Source organism: Bradyrhizobium barranii subsp. apii, assembly GCF_011516635.5.
Taxonomy (GTDB): Bacteria; Pseudomonadota; Alphaproteobacteria; order Rhizobiales; family Xanthobacteraceae; genus Bradyrhizobium; species Bradyrhizobium barranii.
Map to the genome: position 1 here is coordinate 6988924 of NZ_CP096255.1, position 25483 is coordinate 7014406.

The 25483-nt window shown below is 64.4% G+C and carries 20 protein-coding genes and 2 pseudogenes; 15 read left to right on the plus strand and 7 right to left on the minus strand.

Annotation, left to right across the window (positions count from 1 at the left end; all coding sequences use genetic code 11):
* The 7 genes and pseudogenes from HAP41_RS33645 (at position 1) to garD (ending at position 10234) form a co-directional block, all read left to right on the plus strand.
* Positions 1-1950 carry an SGNH/GDSL hydrolase family protein gene (locus tag HAP41_RS33645; RefSeq protein WP_166090387.1) on the plus strand — a complete coding sequence of 650 codons (1950 nt, stop codon included), beginning with the start codon at positions 1-3 and terminating at the stop codon, positions 1948-1950.
* A gap of 317 nt (positions 1951-2267) precedes the next feature.
* Positions 2268-3623 (plus strand): MFS transporter, encoded by a 1356-nt coding sequence (locus tag HAP41_RS33650; protein ID WP_166090363.1) that lies wholly within the window; start codon positions 2268-2270, stop codon positions 3621-3623.
* 122 nt (positions 3624-3745) lie between these two features.
* Entirely contained in the window at positions 3746-4651 is a 906-nt protein-coding gene (locus HAP41_RS33655) for a LysR family transcriptional regulator (RefSeq protein ID WP_063982246.1), read from the plus strand.
* Positions 4652-4781: 130 nt separating this feature from the next.
* Entirely contained in the window at positions 4782-5726 is a 945-nt protein-coding gene (gene kdgD / locus HAP41_RS33660) for a 5-dehydro-4-deoxyglucarate dehydratase (RefSeq protein ID WP_166090349.1), read from the plus strand.
* A 26-nt stretch (positions 5727-5752) separates the two neighbouring features.
* Positions 5753-7095: pseudogene (gudD, locus tag HAP41_RS33665) on the plus strand (glucarate dehydratase).
* A gap of 19 nt (positions 7096-7114) precedes the next feature.
* The gene (locus tag HAP41_RS33670; RefSeq protein WP_166090334.1) at positions 7115-8563 is read left to right on the plus strand and encodes an aldehyde dehydrogenase family protein; all 1449 of its coding nucleotides are present in this window, start codon (positions 7115-7117) and stop codon (positions 8561-8563) included.
* Positions 8564-8692: 129 nt separating this feature from the next.
* Positions 8693-10234, plus strand: a complete 1542-nt coding sequence (garD, locus tag HAP41_RS33675) for a galactarate dehydratase (RefSeq protein ID WP_166090331.1) — start codon at positions 8693-8695, stop codon at positions 10232-10234.
* Between the two features lie 16 nt (positions 10235-10250).
* Here garD and HAP41_RS33680 read toward each other — a convergent pair whose 3' ends face one another.
* Together HAP41_RS33680 and HAP41_RS33685 are read right to left on the minus strand one after the other, a co-directional pair.
* Positions 10251-10991 (minus strand): hypothetical protein, encoded by a 741-nt coding sequence (locus tag HAP41_RS33680; RefSeq protein WP_166090273.1) that lies wholly within the window; start codon positions 10989-10991, stop codon positions 10251-10253.
* Between the two features lie 6 nt (positions 10992-10997).
* A complete protein-coding gene (locus tag HAP41_RS33685; protein ID WP_166090270.1) occupies positions 10998-11885 on the minus strand; it encodes a MipA/OmpV family protein in 888 nt (295 codons plus the stop codon).
* Between the two features lie 347 nt (positions 11886-12232).
* Here HAP41_RS33685 and HAP41_RS33690 point away from each other — a divergent pair, with 347 nt between their 5' ends.
* From HAP41_RS33690 to HAP41_RS33700, 3 genes are all read left to right on the plus strand, one after another.
* Entirely contained in the window at positions 12233-12913 is a 681-nt protein-coding gene (locus HAP41_RS33690; RefSeq protein WP_071912145.1) for a response regulator transcription factor, read from the plus strand.
* Positions 12914-13038: 125 nt separating this feature from the next.
* Positions 13039-14274 carry a sensor histidine kinase gene (locus HAP41_RS33695; protein WP_224580675.1) on the plus strand — a complete coding sequence of 412 codons (1236 nt, stop codon included), beginning with the start codon at positions 13039-13041 and terminating at the stop codon, positions 14272-14274.
* Positions 14275-14314: 40 nt separating this feature from the next.
* On the plus strand, positions 14315-14737 hold the full coding sequence (locus HAP41_RS33700; protein WP_224580674.1) for a hypothetical protein: 423 nt from the start codon (positions 14315-14317) through the stop codon (positions 14735-14737).
* Positions 14738-14785: 48 nt separating this feature from the next.
* Here the strand turns inward: HAP41_RS33700 and HAP41_RS33705 are convergent, their stop codons facing one another.
* Positions 14786-15673: a major royal jelly family protein gene (locus HAP41_RS33705; protein WP_224580673.1), complete on the minus strand. Its 888-nt coding sequence runs from the start codon at positions 15671-15673 to the stop codon at positions 14786-14788.
* A 462-nt stretch (positions 15674-16135) separates the two neighbouring features.
* On the opposite strand from HAP41_RS33705, the gene HAP41_RS33710 reads away from it, so the two are divergent.
* Entirely contained in the window at positions 16136-16552 is a 417-nt protein-coding gene (locus tag HAP41_RS33710; RefSeq protein WP_166090245.1) for a winged helix-turn-helix transcriptional regulator, read from the plus strand.
* A 268-nt stretch (positions 16553-16820) separates the two neighbouring features.
* Positions 16821-19085 (plus strand): TonB-dependent siderophore receptor, encoded by a 2265-nt coding sequence (locus tag HAP41_RS33715; RefSeq protein WP_166090238.1) that lies wholly within the window; start codon positions 16821-16823, stop codon positions 19083-19085.
* A 110-nt stretch (positions 19086-19195) separates the two neighbouring features.
* Here HAP41_RS33715 and HAP41_RS33720 read toward each other — a convergent pair whose 3' ends face one another.
* On the minus strand, positions 19196-19552 hold the full coding sequence (locus tag HAP41_RS33720) for a hypothetical protein (protein WP_175618040.1): 357 nt from the start codon (positions 19550-19552) through the stop codon (positions 19196-19198).
* A gap of 399 nt (positions 19553-19951) precedes the next feature.
* Here HAP41_RS33720 and HAP41_RS33725 point away from each other — a divergent pair, with 399 nt between their 5' ends.
* Entirely contained in the window at positions 19952-20692 is a 741-nt protein-coding gene (locus HAP41_RS33725; RefSeq protein ID WP_224580672.1) for a hypothetical protein, read from the plus strand.
* Here HAP41_RS33725 and HAP41_RS33730 read toward each other — a convergent pair.
* Both HAP41_RS33730 and HAP41_RS33735 read right to left on the minus strand, forming a co-directional pair.
* Positions 20662-22731 carry a recombinase family protein gene (locus HAP41_RS33730; protein ID WP_166090234.1) on the minus strand — a complete coding sequence of 690 codons (2070 nt, stop codon included), beginning with the start codon at positions 22729-22731 and terminating at the stop codon, positions 20662-20664. The genes HAP41_RS33725 and HAP41_RS33730 overlap by 31 nt on opposite strands.
* Entirely contained in the window at positions 22721-22957 is a 237-nt protein-coding gene (locus HAP41_RS33735; RefSeq protein WP_156504748.1) for a hypothetical protein, read from the minus strand. Before HAP41_RS33735 ends, HAP41_RS33730 begins: the two co-directional genes overlap by 11 nt.
* 408 nt (positions 22958-23365) lie before the next feature.
* Here HAP41_RS33735 and HAP41_RS33740 point away from each other — a divergent pair, with 408 nt between their 5' ends.
* Positions 23366-23737: a hypothetical protein gene (locus HAP41_RS33740; protein ID WP_224580671.1), complete on the plus strand. Its 372-nt coding sequence runs from the start codon at positions 23366-23368 to the stop codon at positions 23735-23737.
* 193 nt (positions 23738-23930) lie between these two features.
* Here the strand turns inward: HAP41_RS33740 and HAP41_RS33745 are convergent, their stop codons facing one another.
* Positions 23931-24542: a DUF2147 domain-containing protein gene (locus HAP41_RS33745; protein ID WP_166090222.1), complete on the minus strand. Its 612-nt coding sequence runs from the start codon at positions 24540-24542 to the stop codon at positions 23931-23933.
* Positions 24543-24642: 100 nt separating this feature from the next.
* Here HAP41_RS33745 and HAP41_RS33750 point away from each other — a divergent pair.
* Positions 24643-25478 (plus strand): annotated as a pseudogene (locus tag HAP41_RS33750) (IS5 family transposase).
* Positions 25479-25483 lie beyond the last annotated feature (5 nt).

The window sequence follows — 25483 nt, forward strand, 5'->3', positions numbered from 1 at the left end:
ATGATCCCTTTTTCCTTTCGTACCCTTCCCGCAGGCCTCCTGCTGCTTGCTGGGATTCTGACGTCTTTGCCGCTCGAGCGCGCCGCCGCGCAGGACGCCGGTGCGATGCAAATATCCTGGGAGGTGCGCAACCGCTTCCGCCTGTTCCGCGAGGAGCGCGACTTCCAGCTCCATGTCGAGAACGCGCGTAACCGCAGCATCCTCGCCGCCGAGCAGTCGCTGGAGCTCCAGAGCGAGGGCCGCGGCTGGGCCCGCAACATGGTCAACCGGCTCTGCATCGACCTCCAGGGCCGGGTCAACCAGCCCTGCACCCGCGACAACGTCAAAGAGAATTACCTCACGCCGACCGACCATCCGGTGACCGTGCGCCTGACCGGCGCAGTGCCGGTCGGCGCCACCTGCGCCTGGTCGTTCGACGACGGCGACGGGCCGCAGACCTCGACTTTCGATTGCGCCGAGCCGATCAACCTGCGGGTCCGCTACGGCAAGCAGACGGTCGCGAGCGTCGACGTCTCCTCCGGCTCCGATCCGACCCAGCGCGTCCAGGCCGAGATTCAGGTCCGCGACATCTTCGTCGCCGGGCTCGGCGACAGCATCGGCTCCGGCGAAGGCAACCCGGACCGGCCGCTGGCGCTGTCGGACGAGGGCTTCTGCTTCCGCTCCTATCTCGGTACCGCCGGTGCGCAGTACTACCGGCCGAGCCGCGCCGGCTATAAAGGTGGCCGCGCCTGCGAGGCACCCGACACCCTCGCCAACTGGCAACATTACGGCGCGCTCTGGTTCAACTCGCCCTGCCACCGCTCGCTCTACAGCTACCAGGCCCGCACGGCTCTCGCGCTCGCGGTGCGCTACACCCACATCGCGGTGACCTTTCTGCCGCTCGCCTGCACCGGCGCCAGCATCGGCGACGGGCTGCTGGGCTCGCAGCGCGCCCGCGAATGCCCGCCCGGCAAGACCGGCGTCTGCAACACCAGCGTGAACGCCCAGGTCGCCGAGCTGCGCGAGGCGCTCACCGCGGCGAAAAAGCGCCAGCCCGACCGCACGCTTGACCTCGTGCTGCTCTCGATCGGCGCGAACGATGTCTACTTCTCCGGCCTCGTCGCCGACGTCATCGTCGACACCGCGACCGAGCGCGCGCTGTTCCGCCGCTCCGGCGTGATGGCGAGCGTCGACGATTCCCGCGATGCGCTGGCGCGCGAGCTGCCGCAGAATTTCGTCAAGCTGCGCGAGGCGCTGAAGCCGCTCGTCGGCGGCGACCTCTCGCACGTGGTCTATGTCTCCTACGCCAATCCCGCGCTCGCCGATGGCGGCGTGCCCTGCCGCGGTGGCCGCGCCGGGTTCGACATCCATCCGTCCTTCAACGCCGATCCGCAGCGCCTGGCTCGCGTCTCGACCTTCGTCGACACCGAATTCCTGCCGCAACTGAAGGGGCTCGCCACCTGCACGCGCGGAGCGCTATGCCGCGATCCCGAAGCCGACCGCATGACCTTCGTGGATTCGCACCAGGCGGCATTCGGCGATCACGGCTTCTGCGCCCATTCGGGCAACGATCCCGAATTCGACCGCACGTGTTTCGCCGAGAACGGCCAGAGCTTCAATCCCGATATCGTGAGCGCGGCGAGCCAGCCGATGCTGTGCGGCCGCGGCGCCTCGGAGTATCGCGCCTACCTGCCGCGCGCGCGCTGGATCCGCGATGCCAATGACAGCTATTTTGCCGCGATGACCTATCCGCAAGGCCTGCCGGCGGCGAGCCAGCCGACCGACATCCACGACGCCACCTGGGGCGTGCTCTCCGCCGTCTACGGCGGCGCCGTGCATCCAAGCGCGGAAGGCCACGCCGCGATGGCGGACGCCGCACTGCCGGCCGCGAGCAGCGTGCTCGGCCTCGATGCGGTGCCGCCCGGCGTGACGCGCGGACTGTTGGCGCCGCTGCTGGGCACGCAGCAATAGCACGACACTGCTCCCACTTACTCGGTGTCATCGCCCGCGAATGCGGGCGATCCAGTACTCCGTGACAGCGGTGATTGAATCGAGAGGCTGCGGCGTACTGGATTCCCCGCTTTTGCGGCGAATGACAGTGGTGTGCGGAGCACGACCTCGCGCATCACGATCGCACATTCTCGTCACCTCACGATCGTTCCCCGCACCTGCCGTTCCATCGATCCAAAAACGGCATCGATCGATACTCCCTTGAACTTGGACACTTTGCCGCGCGCGCCTCTAGGAGTCGCAGTGAGGAAACATTTCGAGTTCTAAGGAGGCGCGTGATGAGCGCAGTGGTGTCGTCCGCAGCGGACGTGAGGAGGTCTCGCGTCAGGCTGTTCATCGTGACCATGTTGTTCCTGGTCACGACCGTGAACTATGCCGACCGCGCCACGCTGTCGATCGCGGGCCCCGCGCTCTCGAAGGAGCTTCATCTCGATCCCGTCGCCATGGGCTGGATCTTCTCGGCCTTCGGCTGGTCCTATGTCGCGGCGCAGGTGCCGGGCGGCTGGCTGCTCGACCGCTACGGCTCGCGCCTCGTCTATGCCTTCAGCATCATCGTCTGGTCGCTGTTCACGATGATGCAGGGCTGGGTCGGCTTCCTCAGCGCCGGCGCCGCCATCATCGTGCTGTTCGCACTTCGCCTCCTCGTCGGCGTCGCGGAAGCGCCGTCCTTCCCCGCCAACGCCCGCATCGTCGCGGCCTGGTTTCCCGGCAATGAGCGCGGCACCGCATCGGCCTTATTCAATTCGGGACAGTATTTCGCCACCGTGATCTTCGCACCGCTGATGGGCTGGATCGCGCACGATTACGGCTGGCGCTTCGTGTTCTTCGTGATGGGTGGGCTCGGCGTCATCATGGGCCTGGTTTGGATCAAGACCGTCTACGGCCCGAAGGAGCATCCCGGCATCAACGAGGCCGAGTTCGATTACATCAAGGAAGGCGGCGCGCTGGTCGATCTCGATGCGCCCAAAAACGATCTGATGCAGGAGCGCGCGCCCGAGTCCGGCTCCGGCTGGGACCACATCCGCCAGTTGCTCTCCAACCGCATGATGCTCGGCGTCTATCTCGGCCAGTACTGCATCAACACGCTGACCTATTTCTTCCTGACCTGGTTCCCGGTCTACCTCGTCAAGGAGCGCGGCCTGTCGATCCTGCAAGCCGGCTTCGTCGCGACGCTGCCGGCGCTGTGCGGCTTCATCGGCGGCGTGCTCGGCGGCGTCATCTCCGACGCCATCCTGCGCAAGACCGGCTCACTGACGATGGCGCGCAAGATCCCGATCGTCGGCGGCATGCTGCTATCGATGTCGATCATCGCCTGCAACTATGTCGACGGACAGGCGCTGGTGGTCGGCTTCATGGCGCTCGCCTTCTTCGGCAAGGGCATCGGCGCGCTCGGCTGGGCGGTCGTCTCCGACACCTCGCCCAAGGAAGCCGGCGGCGTCTCCGGCGGCCTGTTCAACACCTTCGGCAACCTCTCCTCGATCAGCACCCCGATCGTGATCGGCTACATCCTGGCCGCGACCGGCTCATTCAACGGCGCACTGCTGTTCGTCGGCGCCAACGCGCTGGTGGCCGCGTTCGCCTATCTCGTGGTGGTCGGCAAAATCGAGCGGGTGGTGCTCAAACGTTCCTCCTGAGGGCTCCCACGGGAGCTTGACCAGGCAACTCAACGGCGGCTCCTCAGCCGCCGTCTTTGTTTTGGGGATGATCGATGCTAGAAGTGCCGGGGAAACGCCTTATCCATCTAAGGCATGTATCGATGTTCGACCTCAACCAGCTCCGCTGTTTCGTCACGGTGGCCGAAGAACTGCATTTCGGCCGCGCCGCCGCGCGGCTGAACATGACCCAGCCACCGCTGTCGCGGCAGATCCAGGTGCTCGAGCACATCATCGACGCGCCCTTGCTCGAACGCACCAGCCGCTCGGTGCGCCTGACCCCGGCTGGGCGCAGCTTCCTGCCGGAGGCGCGGCGCATCCTGAAGCTCGCCGAAAGCGCCTCGCAAGTCGCCCGCCGCATTGCGCTCGGCAAAACCGGCTCGCTGAAAATCGGCTTCACGGCGGCTGCCGCCTACGGCTTCCTCCCGGAGCTCGTCGCCGCCTGCCGCGCCAAGCTGCCCGAGGTCGATTTCTCGCTGAAGGAGATGGTGTCCGGTGATCAGTTCGAGGCGCTCAGCTCCGGCCAGATCGACGCCGGGCTGTTGCGGCCGCCGATAGCGCGCCCCGAAGTGGCCAGCCGCCGTGTCGTCGCCGAACCCCTGCTCGCCGCGATCCCGAAGAAGCATCCGCTGGCGAACGCCGAGACCATCACCATAAAGGACTTCGACGACCAGCCCTTCGTGATGTACTCGCCCTATGAGAGCCGATATTTCCACGATCTCCTGGTGGCGCTGTTCACCCGCGCCGACGTGCTGCCGCGCTATGTGCAGCATTTGAGCCAGATCCATTCGATCCTCGCCATGGTCCGCGCCGGCCTCGGCCTTGCCATCGTGCCGGCCGCGGCTGCGAGCCTGAAGATCTCCGACGTGCGGCTGCGGCCGCTGAAGCTGCGCACCCGCGTTCCCGTCGAGCTGTTCATGGTCTGGCGCCGCGACGACGAGAATCCGCTGCTCTCGGCGCTGGTCAAAATCGCAGGCGAATTGTCCTCCGCGGAGGTGGCAGACGATTGATGCTCAATCCGCATCGGTCGATATAGGCTTTGGCTTGGACGCGCATCGAACCGTCTCCTAAACAACGGCGCATGGACGCGCAGGCCTCGGCCCGCGTCCTCCACAACACGCAATTAAGGGAGCAGCGCCCATGAGCAAGATGACCCCGCAGGAAATGGCCCAGAAGATCGGATCGGGCCTCCTGTCCTTCCCCGTCACGCCCTTCAAGGCGGACTATTCGTTCGATGAGGCGACCTACCGCGCCAACATGGACTGGCTGTGCGGCTATGACGTTGCCGGCCTGTTCGCCGCCGGCGGCACCGGCGAGTTCTTCTCGCTGACGCCGACCGAGGTTCCGCAGGTGGTCAAGATCGCCGTCGACGAGACCAAGGGCCGCGTGCCCGTGCTCGCCGGCACCGGCTACGGCACCGCCACCGCGCGCGAGATCGCGATCGGCGCGGAAAAGGCCGGCGCCAACGGCCTGCTGCTGCTGCCGCCCTATCTGACCCATTCCGAGCAGGACGGCCTTGCTGCCCACGTGGAAGCCGTGTGCGCCGCCGTGAAGATCGGCGTCATCGTCTACAACCGCGACAACGCCATCCTGCAGCCCGATACGCTGGCGCGCCTCGCCGAACGCTGCCCGAACCTCGTCGGCTACAAGGACGGCATCGGCGACATCGAGCTGATGACCCGCGTCTACACCAAGCTCGGCGACCGCCTCACCTATATCGGCGGCCTGCCGACCGCGGAAACCTTCGCACTGCCCTATCTCGACATGGGCGTGACGACCTACTCCTCGGCCGTGTTCAACTTCGTTCCGGAATTCGCCACCAATTTCTACGCCGCGGTGCGCAAGCGCGACCATGAGACGATCCATGCGGGCCTGAAGAACTTCATCCTGCCGCTGATCGCGATCCGCAACCGCAAGAAGGGCTATGCGGTCTCGATCATCAAGGCCGGCATGAAGGTGATCGGCCGCGATTCCGGCCCCGTCCGCCCGCCGCTGACCGATCTCACCGAGCAGGAGGTTGCGGAGCTGACCGCGCTGGTGAAGAATCTGCCCGCCATCCGATCGTCACAACAAGCTGCAGAATAACAGACAACAACAGGGAGGAGCGTGCTATGGCCCAGACTGAGGTCTCCGGCGCACCGGTCGTCACATCGATGCAGGTGATCCCGGTCGCGGGCCGCGACAGCATGCTCCTCAATCTGAGCGGCGCGCACGCGCCGTTCTTCACCCGCAACATCGTCATCCTCACCGACAATTCCGGACACACCGGCGTCGGCGAGGTACCGGGCGGGCAAAAGATCTGGCAGACGCTCCAGGATGCCCGCGATCTCGTGATCGGCAAGACCGTCGGCGCGATGAACAACATCCTTGCCGACGTCCGCACGGCGTTCGCCGACCGAGATGCCGGCGGCCGCGGCAAGCAGACGTTCGACCTGCGCGTGATGATCCATGCGGTCACGGCGATCGAGTCCGCACTGCTCGACCTGCTCGGCCAGCACCTCAACCTGCCCGTCGCCGCACTGCTCGGCGAAGGCCAGCAGCGCAAGAGCGTCGAGACGCTCGGCTATCTCTTCTTCGTCGGCGACCGGCGCAAGAGCAAGCTTGACTACGTCAGCGGCGAGACCGGCAAGCCCGAATGGTTCAACCTGCGCCACCAGGAGGCGATGACGCCGGAGACCGTGGTGCGGCTCGCGGAAGCCACCCACGACCACTATGGCTTCGCCGACTTCAAGCTCAAGGGGGCGTGCTCCGCGGCGAGCAGGAGATCGAGGCCGTCACCGCCATCGCAAAACGCTTCCCCGACGCACGCGTCACGCTCGACCCCAACGGCGCATGGTCGCTCGACGAGGCCATCAGCCTCTGCAAGGGCATGCACGGCATTCTTGCCTATGCCGAGGATCCCTGCGGCGCCGAAGCCGGCTTCTCGGGTCGCGAGATCATGGCCGAGTTCCGCCGTGCCACGGGCCTGCCGACCGCGACCAACATGATCGCGACCGACTGGCGCCAGCTCTCGCATGCGCTGCGCCTGGGCGCGGTGGACATTCCGCTGGCCGATCCCCACTTCTGGACCATGCAGGGCTCGGTGCGCGTCGCCCAGACCTGCCGCGACAATGGCTTGACCTGGGGCTCGCACTCCAACAATCACTTTGACATTTCGCTCGCGATGTTCACCCATGTCGGCGCCGCCGCGCCCGGCAAGGTCACCGCGATCGATACCCACTGGATCTGGCAGGACGGCCAGGCGCTGACCAAGGAGCCGCTCCAGATCAAGGGCGGCAGGATCGCCGTGCCCGAGCGGCCGGGCCTCGGCATCGAAATCGACCGCCCGGCCATCGAAACCGCGCATGAGCTTTACAAGAAGCATGGACTCGGCGCCCGCGATGACGCTACTGCCATGCAGGACCTGATCCCCGGCTGGACCTTTGACGACAAGCGTCCCTGCCTCGTGCGTTAAGAAAATCTCGGAGGACTACATGACTGCGATCCTGAAGAACTTCATCGGCGGCGAATGGGTCGACGGCTCCGGCGTCACCAAGAACATCAACCCCTCCAACACCAACGACCTCGTCGGCGAGTACGCCAAGGCCGACAAGGCGCAGACCGAGAAGGCGATCGCGGCAGCCAAGGCCGCCTTCCCGGCCTGGGCGCAGTCGACGCCGCAGGTGCGCTATGACGCGCTGAACAAGATTTCGCTCGAAATTATCGCCCGCAAGGAAGAGCTCGGCCGCCTGCTCGCCCGCGAGGAAGGCAAGACGCTCCCCGAGGGCATCGGCGAGGTCGCACGTGCCGGCCAGATCTTTGCGTTCTTCGCCGGCGAAGCCCTGCGCCTGATCGGCGAAAAGGGTGCCTCCGTCCGTCCCGGCCTCGACGTCGAGCTCACCCGTGAGCCGGTCGGCGTCATCGGCATGATCACGCCCTGGAATTTCCCGATCGCGATCCCCGCCTGGAAGATCGCGCCCGCGCTCTGCTACGGCAACACCGTGGTGTTCAAGCCGGCCGAGCTGGTGCCGGGCTCGGGACATGCGCTGTCCGAGATCATCACCCGCTCCGGCATTCCGGCCGGCGTGTTCAACCTCGTGGTCGGCTCCGGCTCCGTGGTCGGCCAGACCCTGCTCGATCACCCGGATGTGGCCGCGATCTCCTTCACCGGCTCGGTGCAGACCGGCCGCAAGATCGCGCAGGCCTGCGTGCTCTCGAACCCGATGAAGAAGTTCCAGCTCGAGATGGGCGGCAAGAATCCGCTGGTCGTGCTTGACGACGCCGACCTCAAGACCGCCGTCGAGGTCGCCGTCAACGGCGCCTATTTCTCGACCGGCCAGATCTGCACGGCGTCCTCCCGCCTGATCGTCACCGAAGGCATCCACGATCGTTTCGTTGCGGCGGTGGCCGAGCGCCTGAAGGGCCTGTCGGTGGACGACGCGCTGAAGGCCGGCGTACATATCGGCCCCGTGGTCGACCAGAGCCAGCTCGACCAGGACCTGCGCTACATCAAGATCGGCCAGGACGAAGGCGCCAAGCTTGCCTTCGGCGGCGAGCTGCTCAAGCGCGAGACGCCCGGCCACTACCTCCAGCCGGCGCTGTTCACCGAGGCCAACAACAACATGCGCATCGCGCGTGAGGAAATCTTCGGCCCCGTCGCCGCCGTCATTCGCGCCAAGAACTACGAGGAAGCGCTGGCGATCTCCAACGACACCGAGTTCGGCCTCGCCTCGGGCATCTGCACGAGCAGCCTGAAATACGCCTCGCACTACAAGCGCAACAGCGAGTCCGGCATGGTGATGGTCAATCTGCCGACCGCCGGCGTCGACTATCACGTGCCGTTCGGCGGCCGGAAGGGTTCGAGCTACGGCGCCCGCGAGCAGGGCTCCTATGCGCGCGAGTTCTACACCACGGTGAAGACCGCCTATACCTATCCGGGCTAACCACGGGGAAGATATCGTAGGGTGGGCAAAGCGAAGCGTGCCCACCGCTTACGTTCGGTGTGAAGCATGGTGGGCACGGCGCGTTGCGCCTTTGCCCACCATACGACTTCAGTTTCTGAGGCAAAGCAGATGGACCAGGACGTCGCAGCGAAAGAGCAGCCCCGCTACATCAAGCTCAACGAGCGCGACAATGTCGCGATCGTGGTCAATGATTTCGGGCTTCCCGCCGGCTCCCGCTTCGCCAGCGGGCTGACGCTGCGCGCCTTCGTGCCGCAAGGGCACAAGACAGCGCTGGTCGATATCGCGCAAGATCAACCGATCATCCGCTACGGCGAGGTGATCGGCCACGCGTTGTCGCCGATCCTGGCCGGCGAATGGGTCGACGAAGCGCGCATCCGCATGCCGGAGGCCCCTGCCCTCGACAAGCTGGAAATCTCGACCGCCGTCCCCGCGCCGCTGCCGCCGCTCGAAGGCTTCACCTTCGAAGGCTTTCGCAACACCGACGGCTCGGTCGGAACGAAGAACATCCTCGGCATCTCCTCCTCCGTGCAATGCGTCAAGGGCACGATGGAATATGCCGTGAAGCGCATCCGCGCCGAACTGCTGCCGAAATACCCGAACGTCGACGACGTCGTGCCGCTGACGCACGCCTATGGCTGCGGCGTCGCCATCAATGCCCCCGATGCGGTCGTTCCGATCCGCACGCTGCAGAACATCGCGCAGAACCCGAATTTCGGCGGCGAGATCCTGGTCATCAGCCTCGGCTGCGAAAAGCTCGCGCCCGAGCGGCTGGTGCCGGAAGGCGTCAGCGATGCCATCGTGCGCATGCAGGACGAAGCTTTCGACGGTTTTGGCGCCATCGTCGATGCGATCATGACCCAGGCTGAGGCTCGCCTGAAGATCCTCAACAAGCGCACCCGTGAGACCTGCCCCGCGGCCGATCTCGTCATCGGTCTGCAATGCGGCGGCAGCGACGCGTTTTCCGGTGTCACGGCCAACCCTGCACTCGGCTTCGCCGCCGATCTCCTGGTGCGTGCCGGCGCGACCGTGATGTTCTCGGAAGTGACCGAAGTGCGCGACGCGATCCAGCTGCTCACGCGGCGCGCCATCAACGAGGACGTCGGCCGCGCGCTGGTGCGCGAGATGGCCTGGTACGACTCTTATCTCGCCCGCGGCGGCGCCGATCGCAGCGCCAACACCACGCCCGGCAACAAGAAGGGCGGCCTCGCCAACATCGTCGAAAAGTCACTCGGCTCGATCGTCAAGTCCGGCTCGTCCGCCATCACCGGCGTGCTCTCGCCCGGCGAGAAGGCGACGCAGAAAGGCATGCTGTTCGCGGCAACGCCCGCGTCCGACTTCATCTGCGGCACGCTCCAGCTCGCCTCCGGCATGACGCTGCAGGTGTTCACCACCGGCCGCGGCACGCCCTACGGCCTTGCCGCCGCGCCCGTGATCAAGGTCGCGACCCGCACCGAGCTCGCCCGCCGCTGGAAGGATTTGATCGACTTCGACGCCGGCGGCATCGCCACCGGCGAGAAGACCATCGAGGAAACCGGCTGGGACCTGTTCCGCCTGATCCTCGACGTCGCCAGTGGCCGCACAAAGCCGTGGTCGGACCGTTGGGGCATCCACAACGACCTCACGCTGATCAATCCGGCGCCGGTGACCTGAAACCGGCCAACCGGCCTCACTGACCGTCGATCAGGTGCATGTCGCCTAGCGTGACGGGCAAGCTGCGCGTGATGAGATCCGTGATCGCCGCGCGTAGCCGTTCGCTCGCAGCCGGCCCCTCGAACGTCGCGTCGATCGGCCCGCTGGGTCCGGCGAGCCGCATGGTCCCCGTGTTGTCGAGCGGCGCGGCCGCCCGCTTCTCGATCAAGTCGAACGACTTGCCGTCGATCACGCGCACCTCGTACAGCGCGTGGATCAGGCCGTAATCCGCAAGCAGCGTCCGATATTGGGCGAGCCCGATGCCCTCGACGTTGCGGCCGTTGCCGAGCTTCGATCTGGCCCGGGTGATGACGATGTACGCATCCAACCCCTGCGGCGCGACATCGCTGCGAACCAGCTCCTTGAACGGATCGCTGCGCAGGAGATTGACGGGCGCAACCGCCGAATCCCTGATCGCGGCAAACGCGGCGCGTCGATAGCTCACCGCCTGCACGCGAAAGCGTCCACCGAGCAGCTTCGTCGCCTGCTGGACGATCAGCTCGTCCAGCCCCCAAGCGCTGATCGAGAGGCTTTGCCCGGCGTTGCCGAGCGCAATCAGGCCGGCTTGCGTCAGGCTCATCTCGTCGCCGATGGCCGAGACGATGCCGACGGTCTTGATCGCCTGGAGCCGGGTCGCGCGCGTCTCGAACGCCGCGGCCGCGCCGAGGGCGATGCAAGCGATCGCCAGGCCAACCCATAGAAAAGCAATGCGGCGCATGGTGACCTATCGAATCCTGAAATCGAACGAATAGGACGCACCGAGGCCGATCGTCGTCTGGTTCGACGATCCCCGCAGCTTCACGAGCGGGCTGTCTGCGGCGTCGCCCAGCAGCTTCTCATACTCGATATAGGCATGGACTTCCCACTGCGGATTGATGCGATAGGAGATCTGGCTGCCGAAGCCGACCGAATGCGCACCGCCCCTAGTGTCGTACATCGGCAGTCCCGACGCCATCGCCTGCGTGGCGTCGACGCCGAAATAGGGCGCGGTCGCCTTGGTGCTTTTCCAGGTGAAGCGCGGGCCGGCCGAGATCGTGAGCCTTTGGATCAGCGGCACGATGACGTCGGCGGAGACATCGGCGACCGTGCCGGTATGACCGCCCATGCCCTGGCGCAATTCACTGCGCAGGCGCAGCCAGTCGACCGGGAAATATTCGACGAACCCGCCGAGCTCGTATGCGGCCTTGACGTCGCCAAGGCCGGTCAGCTCGGCATATTTGTCGCTCTTGCGCGACGCGACGTATTTGAACGCGGGGCCGGCGCGAAAATTGCCGACGTCGAGCAGCGCGATGCTGGCGCTGTCGCGGGGCCCGCGAAACTGGTCGACCGATCCGGCACGACGGATGGAGAAGATCGGGATCGGCATGAGTTTCCCGTTCTTCGATCCGACGAAATCCGGAGTGTACTCTCCGCCGATGCCGACCATGACGGTCCAGTTGCCGGAGGGCGAAGGCAGCATCGGCACGTCGAACGGCGGAGCCGGCAGCGTGAACGCCGTCTGCGCCGATGCGGACTGCGCGATCACCATGATTGTACCGAGTGCGGCAAGACACGCGGTCGTCCGCCGCGCATTCACCGTGAGGCGGAGAGCGGCTTCGTCAAAATGCTTCATTACGGGGCCCCGGACCGGCCTTGCTGGCCTGGTCGACTCGTGTGGTTAGGAGCCACAGCATGTGGTCCGGCAAAATTGCCCCAAGATTGCAAGGCGCAGACAGCGCCCCGATCCATTCGCGGCGCATGCCGGGCGCGCCGCCGGATCAATATTGCCCGAACATTGCCGGGCCGCGCTCACGCTCGCAAACTTTGAACGCTAGGGCCGGTCTGCGCCCGCGTTCCTGCCTTTTATTCGCCAAGCTCGCTGCCTTAATGGGAACCCTGCGCACGAGCCGGAACGCCAGACTTCGGCCAGGGAGCGTCACGCTCAGGGTTTTGTTGCCCCAGCAGAGTCAAGGACGTCCCGTGCGCTCCCTAGTAATCGAAGACGAACCGCAGATCGGCGCCTATGTCAGCCGCCTGCTCGGACAATTGCACGGCATTGTCGACGTCGTCGGCTCGATTGCCGATGCCCGTCAGGCGCTGGACAATTTCAAATATGATCTCGCGATCATCGACCGGATGCTGCCCGATGGAGATGCGCTCCAGGTGGTGACGGCGCTGAGCCGATCGGCGGACCGTCCCGCGATCATCATGCTGACCTCCAAGGACGCCAAGGAGGATGTCGTCGACGGTCTCAATGGCGGCGCCGACGACTATCTCGGCAAGCCGTTCGAGCCGCAGGAGCTCATTGCGCGGGTGCGCGCCGTGTTGCGGCGCCCCCGGCAACTCGCGCCCTCGGTGCTGTCGCTCGGCAATGTCGAGCTGCATCTCGGCAGCAACGAAGCGGTGGTCGCCGACACGAAAATCCTGCTGCGCCGGCGCGAGGCGCTGATCCTCGGAGCGCTCCTGATGCGCCGCGACCGCGTCATCACCCGCGCCGCCCTGATCGAGGAGATCTACGGCTTCGACGACGAGATCGAATCCAACACGCTCGAAGCGCAGGTCTCGCGCTTGCGGAAGAAACTGACCGAGCTCGGCGGCGATGTCGAGATCCGCAGCATGCGGGGCATCGGCTACATCCTGCGGCTGGCAACACCGCGATGACGTCGATTGCCCGAACGTTTGCGCTGTCGCTCGGCATCGCCGCGACGACGATCTTCCTGATCATGCTCGGTGTCTTCATCTGGCGTTACCCGATGGAGGAACGCGAGTTCAGGGCTTGCCGCATTGTGGTCGCCGTTCTCGATCGCGCTACGGTGATCGAAGGGCAAAACCTGACGGTACGCCCGACTCCCGCCCTCGAGGAGCTTAAAGCGGACAGCCCGAACCTCTGGTACGTCTTGTCCGCGGGCGATCTGGTCAGCGAATACGGGAGCGAACGCCGGCCCACCCTCCCCTTCGCGTTTCCCTATCACGGGCCGATCGGCTCGTCCGTCTTCAGCACACTCGACCAGAAGAACACCTTTTGTCTCGCCGTCGTGCAACGGGGCTCGTTGCAGCTTACGATGATGGTCGGCGAACCCAAGGTCCGCTTCGGCCGGATTGCAAGGAACTTCCTTGTCCGCAGCATTTTCGCGATCATCACGCTGGCGCTGGCCTTTGCGGCGACGGTCGCCATCGGCTCAATGCTGGCCGCACGGTTCGTCTCGCGCGGCATCGAACGGGTGGCGCGTCGCGCGCTCGCGATCGACCCAGCGGCCCCGCAGGGCCTGATATCCCTGTCCGAAGTCCCCACCGAGCTGAAGCCGCTGGTCGCAGCACTGAACCGCGCCTTCGGCGAGATCGACGCCTACATCAGGATGCAACGCCGCTTTCTCGGCAATGCCGCCCATCAGCTGCGCACGCCGCTCACGCTGCTGCGCGCGAAAATCGAGGACGTGCCCGAGCCGGCGCTGAGGGTGGAATTGGTGCGCGACGTCCGCCGCTTGACGTCGCTGGTCTCCGCCATGCTTGACCTCGCGCGATTGCAAAATCACGCGATCGAGAAGCGACCGATCGATCTTGCCGAGATCACGCTGGACGTGCTGGCCGATTTCAGCCCCTCGGCGCTGGACGCCGACATAGAGCTTGCGCTGGAGCACGCCGAAGAAGGTCCGTTCCTGGTGCAGGGCGTCGACGCCGCGGTACGCAGTGCGCTTGCCAATCTCGTCGGCAACGCGCTCATCCACGCCCATGGTGCGCGGCGCATCGTCGCCACGCTCAGCCGCGGCGACATCTCGATCGACGATGACGGCGCGGGCCTGCCCGACGGTGCGGAGCACAGGCTGCTCGAGCCATTTCAGACCGGCAACAGCGCGGGCGACGGCGCCGGCCTCGGCCTGTCGATCGTCCGCGAGATCATGGCCGCGCACGGCGGAGAGCTGGTCATCTCCTCCGCGCCGGGCCGCGGCACGACGATGAGCTTGCGCTTTCCCGAGGCCACCGCGACGACCAGATCGCCGCACCTCGATCTGCAAACGGGCTGACGAGCCGCTTCTAGCCCTTCGGCGAAACCGTCCGGAAACATTGGCGTGGAAAACTTCTTCCGCGTTTCACGTCTGTCGCATCACGCAATCAAATAGATCCGCCGCCGGCGGTCGAATGTTCGCACACAAGCGAACCTGGCGCGGCATCGCCGCGACCAAACCTCCGATTGCCATCTTCCACGGAGATTTTCCAATGCGCGTTCTTTCAATGATTGCCGTTGCCGGCGCCCTGATTGCGAGCTCGGCCGGTGCATTTGCCAGCGAGCTTCCCTCTTACGAAGTGAAGTCGTTTCCGATTTCGACGACCCAAGTGCAGGTTCTCGGCGGCGCCGGAGTCGAGGAGCAGTCGGCTGCGCCCGCGATGATCGTCGCCGGCATGCCCGCCTCGCCCGCGCAGATGTCGGTGCTGTCGCCGCGCGTCAAGCGGCTGGCGAGCGCCAACGCCACGAGCGAAGAACGCTGAGACAGTTTTCGACCCCGGCTGCCCTTGCCGGGGTCGTCGCTCCCGCCGTCAGCGTGAGATATAGCCTGCTGCGATCGGCTTGAACCGATAGATCAGATACGGCGTCTTGTTTTCCGCCTTGCCGCCATGGAACATGGCGGCTGCGGAGACCTGAGACGCGGACACGTACATGTACCCGTCGGGAGAGGCAGTAATCCCGTCCGGCCACACCATGTCCGGATCGCTCAGATAAGTGCGAAACTTCCGGTCGGCGCCTATGATTCCAATCGATTTGGTCTCGACCGCAGTCAGGTAGATGTTGCCCGCATAGTCGATCGACAGGCCGCCATTGTTCGGCTTGTCCGAGTAGCGTTCCACCCGCGCGCTCAGCTCTTCGGCGGGCAGCTTCTCGTTGCCGAGGTCGGTGGCCTTGATGCGATACAGCGACCGGCCGCTGAGTGGCGCGAAATAGACCCATTCGGACCTGGCATCCATCGTGATGCCGTCGCAGCCGACCTTGATGAGCGAAGGCTTGCCGTCCTTGCCAGGCACCGTCAGATCATTGCCATCCACGGTGATCGGCACATTTTCAGGGACGGTGGATCGATCGCCATCCAGCACGCGCCGGGCGGCCCCCGTATCCATGTCGATGACGATGATCGCAGCGTGAGAGCCATCGCCGCCGGGCCCGATGTTTTCGTCGGCGATGTAAAATTTCCGGTTCTTCTGGTCGATCACGATGTCCTGCGGCTGCGAGCCTTTCACGGTCACGGGCTCCGGCATGTAGTAGATGCGCTCCAGCCTGTTCGCGCGTGTTCCAGCCGACCAGCTTCGGCGTGATCTGCGTCCGGAATCCCATGTCGATGATCCACACGACACCGCTTTCGTCGGAACGAAGACCCAGGACGTTATCCAGGTACTGATCGGTGCCTTTTCGTGGCGTATTCCATTCCGCATTGGGAAACGGCTCGAACGTTGTCGGCGATGTCAGCCGCGCCACACGAACGTCGGGACTGAAGAATGGATGGTGACTGAATATCAGCTGATTGTCCGGCGTAAACGCAATGTTGCCGACCGACTGAGGGAGCTTCGCGAAGACTTCCGCGTTGCCGCCTCCGCTCTCCGCACAGGCTGCGCCCGTGACGACTGCCGCCGACAGAAAAATGACAAGTCGAATTCCTCTCCTCACGCTTCGCACCGCTCCCTCCCTTTGTTTTCTACGGTTATTCCAACGCGCGTGCGCCCGGCCCGCGCCGGCAGCCGCCACAGGATTTCAATGCAGAGACCCAATGCGAGCCGAAGCGGTCGTTCGTTCATCACCGCCTCGCCGATATCGATCTTTGCGAGAGCCACGATGCGCGCTAATTTGGGGACTGACAATTACGCACAGGCCAGTCCTCTAGTATCACGGAGTGAACCATGCAGAAGCTCGGCAGCAAGACGTATGATTGTGCCGTGGGATGCCCCGTGGAGGCCACCCTCGATCTGATCGACGGCAAGTGGAAGGGCGTGATTCTCTATCACCTGCTCGACGATACGATTCGCTTCAACGAGCTCAAGCGGCGCCTGTCCCGGATCACGCAGCGCATGCTGACGCGCCAGCTCCGCGAGCTCGAGGCGGACGGCCTCATTCATCGCGAGATCTATGCGGAGGTCCCGCCGCGGGTCGAGTATTCACTGACGGCGCTTGGGCGCTCGCTCGAACCGGTCGTTCGCATGCTCTGGACATGGGGCAATCAGTATCTCGCGACGGAAGCGGCCCGTGCCGGCGCGGTCAACGGCGCCGTTTCGCTCTCACCGCGGGTCAGACGGAGCCTGCCGGCAGGCCGCCTGTAGGCGCGGCCCCTGCGTATCCACGATGCCTTGCGGCGACTGCAAGTAAATCGCACACGTCGATCAAGACGGCGTCGGCCTACGCCGCGACGACACACGATTCTCCATCCTCACATGAGGCCATCCGGGCGCCGCCATCAAGCGGCGCGCGCTCTACTTATATAAATACTAATTCCAAATCTGATGATTGAGGGACCATTGCGCCCCTCCCGCACTTCAAGCCATCGACTGCGCTTGTTAGTCGTCCGCCCCGCAAATGATGGGGTCGCGAATGACTACATATCTCAGAACGACGGCAGGATTGATCGGCGGCGCGCTGCCGCTGTTGGCAAGCCTGATGGATGCGGCGCCGGCTGAGGCGCAATCATCGTCGCAGGAATTGCCCGCCGTCGTGGTCGAGCAATCGTCGCGGCCGGCAGCGCGCACACGTCCGTCTCCCTCCCGGCAGGCAGCGCTAGCCGCGAGCCGCCGTCGTCAGGCCGAGCGCGCACCATCGAACGCCGATACACAGGCGGCCGGCGCGAGCACGGGCGCGGAGACCGCGACAGGCCCCGTCCGCGGCTATGTCGCGACCCGCAGCGGCACCGGCACGAAGACCGACACCCCACTGCGCGAGACGCCGCAGTCGATCACCGTGGTCACCGCCGACCGCATCATCGACCAGGGCGCGACCACTGTGCAGGATGCGCTGCGCTACGTTCCGGGCGTGTTCGCGGACGCCTACGGCGCTGACTCGCGCGGCGACTATCCGCGCATCCGCGGCCAGGACCCGAACATCTATCTCGACGGCACCCGTGTGGTGAACACCTGGAACTTCAACGAGTGGCGGCCGGAGCCATATACGCTGGAGCGCATCGAGGTGCTGCGCGGTCCCTCCTCGGTGCTTTACGGCGACACTTCGACCGCAGGCCTGTTGAACCTGGTCTCGAAGCGCCCGCAGGCCGAATCCGCCAATGAGATCGGCGTCCAATACGGTAGCTTCAACCGCAAGCAGGTGCAGCTCGACTCAACGGGCAAGCTGACCAAGGACGGCGAGTGGCTCTATCGCTTCATCGGCGTGTTCCGCGACAGCAACATGCAGACCGACTACGTCAAGGACGACCGCATCGTGCTCGCACCGTCGCTGACCTGGCGGCCGACCAACAACACCAGTTGGACCGTGCTCGGCACCTATCAGAAGGACACTACGGGCTCCTCCACGGCGTTTCTGCCGCATGAGGGCACGCTCTATCCTGGCCCCAACGGCTTCATTCCGGTGCAGCGTTTTGCCCGCGAGCCTGGCTTTGACAAATACCAGACCGAGACCGGCGCGATCAGCAGCCTGTTCGAGCACAGTTTCAGCGATGGCCTGAAGATCCGGCAGAACCTGCGTTACGCCCACGTCGAAGGTATCTATCGGTCGATGTGGCCGGATCTGAATTTTGTCGATCCGAGCGATCCGAACTATCCGTTTCTCGATTCCAGCAGGCGCACCGTGGCACGCAGCGTATGGAACCGCGAGACGATCAAGGATAGCCTGACCTCGGACAGCAATGCCGAGCTGAAATTGCAGACCGGGGCGGTCGCACACAAGGTGTTGCTCGGGGCCGACTACCGCGAGGCCAGGGAGCGCGCGCAATCCGGCTTCGCTACTGACCCGACACCTTTCGATCTCTACACGCCGGTCTACAACGGCGTGACCGCCCCGGCGATGTCACCCGAACCGAACCTCCGTCAGAGCCAGTTCGGCCTCTACGCTCAGGACCAGTTGCGGCTCGGACCGTGGCTCGCGGTCCTCGGCCTGCGCCACGACTACGTCACGAGTGACACGCAGGGATCTCCGGTCGAGAACTATCAGGCGACAACCGGCCGTGCCGCGCTGATGTACGAACTGCCGTTCGGCGTCACGCCCTACGTCACCTACGCGCAGTCGTTCAACCCGATCTTTGGCGCTGGTATCTGCGCCACCGTGTGCGCGCCTCAGCGTGGCGAAATGGTCGAGCTCGGCTTCAAGTACAATCCGACACCGCGCAATGCGATCAACGGCGCGATCTTCGACATCACCGAGAAGAACCGGCTGGCGAGCGACCCTGACAATCCCCTGCTCTCGATCCAGACCGGCAAGGTCCGTATCCGGGGCGCCGAGCTCGAGGTGCTCACGAGCCTGACCCCGGATCTCGACCTGATCGCCGCCTACACCTATATCGATGCCCGCGTGGAGAGCGGCGACAATGCCGGCAAGCATGTCGAGACCGTACCGGATCACCAGGCCTCGCTATGGGCGAAATACCGCCTCGCCTGGTTTGGCCTGCCGGGCATCACCGTTGGCGGCGGCGTGCGTTACATCGGCCAATCCTGGGACGGCACCGACACCATCCGCACGCCGGACTACACTTTGTTCGACGCCATGGTCCGCTATGACAACGGCCCCTGGCGACTTCAGGTCAATGCCAGCAACCTCTTTGACAAGCGTCACCTCACCACCTGCCGGATCGGCGGCGACTGCTTTCTCGGTATCGGCCGCACGGTGCTCGGCAGCGTGACGTACAAATTCTAGAGCATGATCCGGAAAAGTGTGTAGCGGTTTTCCGCACAGATCATGCTCAAACAATAATCTAAAGCGCGATGACGATTCATCCCAATCTCATCGCGCTTTAGGAATGACCGCTAAGTCATGCTGCCGGGCATGAAGCAGCGCACGCGGGGATGGCCGTCGACATAGTGCTTCCACACCATGGTTCGACCGATCTTGTTCGGCTCGGTGATCACCGCGCCGTCGGGCACGACGACCCATTCGTCGTCGATGCGTACGCGGTAGTGGCCGCTATCGGATTCCCAGTCGACGTCGGCTATGACGTAGCCGTCGGCATCCGAGCAGCATTGCCCGTATTTGCTGTGCAGGCTCTCGAACCAGGGTTTTAGCGGCGAGTTGGCATAGCGGCCGTCGTCGCGCGCCAGCGCCGAGGTCGCAAGCAGCGCCATCGGCCCCAGCAGCGCCGCCGCGCATAGTCTAGCAAGTCGCATGTCATCTCCGCGGATCGCAATCAGCGCCGGGAGGGACAGACACCGCCGTCCGCCTTCCGCACGGTGGCGGCGGGCGTGGAGACGGCGACTCGCTCCCCAGCGGCTTTGCGACAGCTATGCAAATCCGGCGCCAGCGTGCATTCCGGAGAACTACGGCCGCACGGTGTTGCCCCGGCCGGCGCGCACGTCCTGCATGTCCAACGCGCCGGCAATTTGCCGCAGCTGTTTTGGAGGCTTTCCTTGTTCCGCGAGGACGTGTACGAAACGGCCGCGGACGCGCGCCGCATCGTTTAATCAACTGTTTCAATTAGAGAAATCAGGTGTTGGCGTGACTGGCATTGGACCGTCAGCGCTATGAGTTCGAGAGAGTTGCTTCCTGGCCAGCAGGATCCGACCGACTTGCCCGCAAGCGAAGTGCAGTTTGCGCTCGTGATTTCGCGCATGCTCGAGACGGTGAAGGACGACGCGGAAGCCAGGCGGCAGATGGTCTACGACCTTGCCCGCTACAAGCTCCAGGAGCAGTTCACCTACGCCGACGCCCGGAACATCGACCAGATGAAGCGGGCGCTCGAGGTCGCAATCGAGGAGGTCGAAAAATTCTCGCGCGACCAGGCGCCGCTGGAGCGCTTGCCGTCACAACAGCTCACGTCGTCAAAGGCGACCGAGACAGGCGGTCTCCTGGTGTCCGGCGACGCGACCGTCTTGCGATCGAGGATCGAGATATCCCGCAGCAAGCTGCCTGCGATCTCGGGCCCGCTTCTACCGGTGATCAAGCGTACGGCGGCCATCCTGCTTGCCGTTGGCGCAGTCATCCTGATCGTCTCGCAGCGAGACAACATCGCCGCGCTGCGCAGGCAGATTTCGTCCCAGGCCCAGGAGATCGCGCAGGTATCGCCCAAGCCGGAGGCGACGATCACGGTCGCCAAGCCGGAGATGGTCGCCCCCGCACCGCCTCCCCCGACGCGCGTATTGCCAACCGACTACGGCATCTACGCATTGATCGACGACAAATCGCTGGCGGAGTTGAATGCGACCGGCGTGATGGCGCCAGACATGCGCATCGCGATTTCACCGGAGTTCTACAACCGCGCATCAGAACACCCATTTGTCTATGTTGTTGAAGAGAAGAGACTTTGTTGATCGGGATGCGATCCTGCGGGGTATCTTGGGTTCTGCCGCGCTCGTTCGGTGATGGATGTGGCGGCATCCGTGGTCAAGGCCGCGCGCGCAAAGATCCATGGCCCATCCGGCAGAGGGTGGACCGCGTCGATCTGACCAGCTTCTGCGGCCAAGCGCAGCGTCTTGGATGCGACCTTGATAAGCCTGGCGGCGTCGGAGAGATTGAGCCATGGCTCGACGCTATCCTCGGCCCGCCGAAAGACGGGTATCCGATGATAAGATCGCGTGGTTGTGACGCGCTCACGGGTCCAACGGTTGCCGTTGCCCGTCTTGAGGCCGTTGCGGTTGAGCAGGCCCGCAATCAGGTCGTCGCTGGCGATCAGCACCAGTTGCCGGATGGCTGCGATGATGTCACCGGAGGTGCTGTTACGCTGCCCCCGTCGACGCTTCGGCAGCCGCATCTCGCTGTGAGCGCCGCCCGCCCAATGCACGACAAGAACGATCTCGGACGCTTCGTCATCGATATCGGCAACGACCTCGTGGATCAGCGTACGGACGATGCGCTTCTTCAGCCGCGCATCGATGGTCGGCCCTGACCAGATTGACTTGAGGTCTGAGGCCAGCACGCTGAGCATCGTTGGATCGATCGCTGTCGGTGCGGTCGTCGCATCATGCGCGGCAATCTTGCTCTCTACCTCGACGACACGGGCAAGCGAGCGATTCCAGCGCGTCTCAAGCTCCGCGGCAACCAGGCGATTTGCCGGATCCGCCGTGTCATATTGCCGGAAGGCACGATCGGCGGCGTAACGGGCCGCTTCGAGATCACGGCCGAGCGCTTCGCGAACTTGATCCCTCTGATGTGTGGCTTGGGCTGCGGCGGCCGTAGCCGCCGCAACGGCGCCGGGTCCGACAACGCCGAGCAGTGCCCCTTCGATCGCATCATCGACGCGCAAGCCACCGAACGCGATGCAGCGCGGTTCGCCGTTGTCCATCCAGCCGCGCGAGCAGCTGTAACGGGGGATGTGATGCTTCATACCGCTGTAGCGCAGCGTCAGCTTGCGGCCACAACGCCGGCAGCGGATGAGCCCAGCGAGCAGCGCCTCGCCATGCTTGGGCGCGCCATGATGCCGGCTCGTGGGCACGTTACTGGAGACCATTGTACGGATCGCTTCGAACCTCTCCCAGTTCACATAGCCTTCGTGGGCGTCCGGCTTGAGGACGAGCCACTCGGCGCGCGCCTTCCGCCGGATCTTCGCGCCTGCGCCATGGACGCCGTACCCCGTCGCTACGGCTGTTCTACCATAGGCGTAGGCTCCGCCGTAGACCGGGTTCTCGACCATCCTGTGGAGAGTCGCGTAGCTGGGCCGCCGCCAGGCTGTGTCGCCGTTCGGCTGCTTCACTGGTAGGTCGAGGCCGTGCTCATGGAACCACAGCAGCGCCTGCCGCGCGGTCCCGAGTTCCTCGATCTTGTCGAAGACGAGCGTAATGGCGTCCTGCACACGCCGGTCCGGATCCTTCTCGTAGCGATCACCAACCTTCACAAAGCCGACTGGCGTGGCCGCAATCAGTTCGCCACGGCTGGCCTTCTCGTAGCGTGCCGAGAGCGAGCGTTGTCGCAAAAGGTCCAGCTCATACTCGTTGAGGCTCCCCTTCAGCCCGAGAAGCAGTCGGTCGTTGCCATGCCGCGGAGCATAGACAGCTTCCTGGTCAACCAGCACCGTGTCGACGACGCGACACATCTCGATCAGCTGTTGCCAATCCCGGCTATTGCGGGCAAAGCGCGAGACCTCCCGCGCACAGACTGCGCCGACCTTGCCGAGGCAGACCTCGGCCACCATCCGCTCGAAGCCCGCGCGCTGGACGCCGCCGGCAGCGGAACGCCCAAGATCATCGTCGATCACCTCGATCTTGGACCACCCCAGCGCCGTCAATCGGTCGCGCATCGCGTATTGCAACGCGCTGCTCTCACGATTGTGCAGAACCTGATGGGCGGAGGACTGGCGCACATAGAGGATCGCCTTGCGTTCGAGATGGTGAGGGCGGACCTTGTCACTGATCATGACCGTCTTCCCTCTTCGCGAGCGTTGCGCTTACCCGTGCATGGTCCAGCACCAGCTGCGTCATCAAGTTCACCAGCGCATCCTGCGCCTCCTTCGGCAGCTCCCGCCATTCCGGTACCCCGACGGCGCCGTGCGCTATGCCACCCGTGAACAGGTCCATCTGATGCACGCCGAACCGCCGGTTGCGCCGAACCGGGTTCGCCGATATCGCCGTCCTGCTTGCCATGAGCCTCTCCCCGATTCTCATCGTGAGAGACTCCGCATGCACCGGAAAGCGGTTCATTCAATGATGATGTCGCGCTCTTGACCGCTGAATCGACAAGCGACGACAACGCGTTGAGCGCTTCCAGGCTGACAAAGGGCTCTGCCGTTAGGCTGCCACCGCGAGCACATGCCGCGCGGTCGAACATCCAGGATGGGATCTCCAGAAAACGCCGCGTCTCCGATCCATCCAGCGTGCAGCGGAAAACAACGCCGTCCGCCTTGTCGATCACACCATGGACGAAAACCTCGCGGCCTGCCCAAGGGTGATGCCGGTACAGAACCTCACGGCATACGGTCCCGTGGGCGTTCTCAAGCCTTGTTGTAGAAGCCCGATCGCCCGCATCTGCCGAACGGCCGCGTCAGATTCATCGTGTTTCGGCGGGACGCCGCGAACGTGATCCCGGAGCGCGTCGAGGTTCGGGTCGTCGCGAAGATCGCCAGGGAGTTTTCGACCGATGCTGCAGGCAAAAATCTGGGCGGCGGCGAAGATGTCGGGGTGATCCGAAACTTCGCCTATCCGTTCCGGGTGTCGCCGATCCCGGGAAAGCCGGAGATGTACGAGCTTCACACCGGCGATTCAGGGCTCGAGCTTGCGCCGGGACATTACGTCCTGAGCCTGGGATCGCAGGCCTATTATTTCCAGGTCGACGGCGAGATCACCGATCCCCGGCAATGCCTCGAGCGGGTCGTCGCCGGCAACGGCACGTTCTACGCGCCCTGCAAGAAGGCACGGACGTATTGACGGCCTCTCCCTGTCATTGCGAGCGCACCACCAAACACTCAGCTGTCATCGCCCGACTTGATCGGGCGATCCAGTATTCCAGAGGCAGCGCGAGAATACGGAGAAGCCGCGGCGTACTGGATTCCCCGCCTTCGCGGGGAATGACAGTGGCGTGTGAGGCAACAGCCGTGACGGCAACAACGCCGACGGCGACCTACTGCTTCGGCGCGGGCGCCATCATCGCGCCGCCCTTCTTCGCTGCGGGCGCAGGCGCAGGCTTCGTCGTCGCGGCGGTCGCCTGTGCCGGAAGATATTTGGCGACGATGGCAGGATCGACCTGGGCGATGTAGGCGTCGGGAAGACGCGTCCAGGTCTCGTCCTTGCCGAACAGGGAAATGCCGAGGAAGCCGCGCATGGTCAGCGTCTGCCCGTCCGCGCTGACCGACATCTTGGCCTTCCAGATGTTGCCGTCGCGCGGATTGACCACGTTGCCGCCGTCATACTTCAGGCCGTCGCGCTTCATGTCGCGGATGAAGGAGAGCCCGAGCACCGGCGCGTTCTTGCGATCATCCGTGCATTTCGCACAGACCTCGTTCGGGTCGTCGCCGGGACGCGGAAAGGTTTTCGCGATCACGCCTTCGAAGATGCCGTTGTGGTCGACGAAGAGAAACCATCCCACCGTCTTGCCGTCCTCGATCTTCTGCCAAAGACCCGCGGCGGTTGGCTGCTGCGCCTGTGCGGCTACCGGCCCAACCGCGCCAAGCGTCAGCGCAAGAGCGAGCGCGAGGAGCGAGAGCAGCCGAAAGCTGGAAAAGAGAGTCCGCATTATGATCACCTTGCTAAGTGTCTGTTCCAAAACATGTTGAGTCGAATGAATCGGTTGTGATTCAAGGTGAGCGGCCTGATTCGATGGGGACGCGCCGCCAATGTGGACTACCGAGAACCGTGCACGCTACGACCGCAGCCGCCTGCGCTATCCGAGCGACTTGACCGACGAGGAGTGGGCGCTGATCGCGCCTCGCATCCCGCCGGCCAAGCGCGGCGGCAACAAGCGTACGGTGGACCTGCGCGAGATTGTCAACGGGCTGATGTACATCCTGAGCACAGGTTGCCAGTGGCGCGCGATCCCCAAGGACCTGCCGCCGCGCTCGACGCTGTATGGCTACTTCGATCTGTGGAGCTGGAACGGCACGCTCGATAAAATTCATCACGCCCTCTATGTCGAATGTCGCGAAAGGGCCGAGCGCGAGGCTTCTCCCACCGCCGCCATCATCGATAGCCAGAGCGTGAAAAGCGCTGAAAAAGGGGGCCTCATGATCTCCATGGCTACGACGCGGGCAAGAAGATCAAGGGCAAGAAGCGGCACATTCTCGTCGACACGCAAGGCCTCTTGATGCACGCCATCGTGCATGCGGCGGACATCCAGGATCGCGACGGCGGCGTGCTCCTGATGGCAACGTTGTTCGGCCTCTATCCCTTTCTTCTGAAGCTCTACGCCGACGGCGGATATCAAGGGCCACATTTCCAGAAGGGGCTGCGTAGCGCTCTGAAGCGCGTGAACCTCGAAATCGTCAAACGCTCCGATCAGGCTCACCGTTTCGTCGTCTTGCCCAAACGCTGGATCGTCGAGCGTACCTTTGCCTGGCTCGGGCGATGCCGAAGACTGTCCAAAGATTGGGAATGCTTCAATCACAGGGCGCTCGCCTTTCTCAAGCTGGCCTCCATCCGACTCATGCTGCGAAAGCTATGCAATCCAAGGTAATCTTT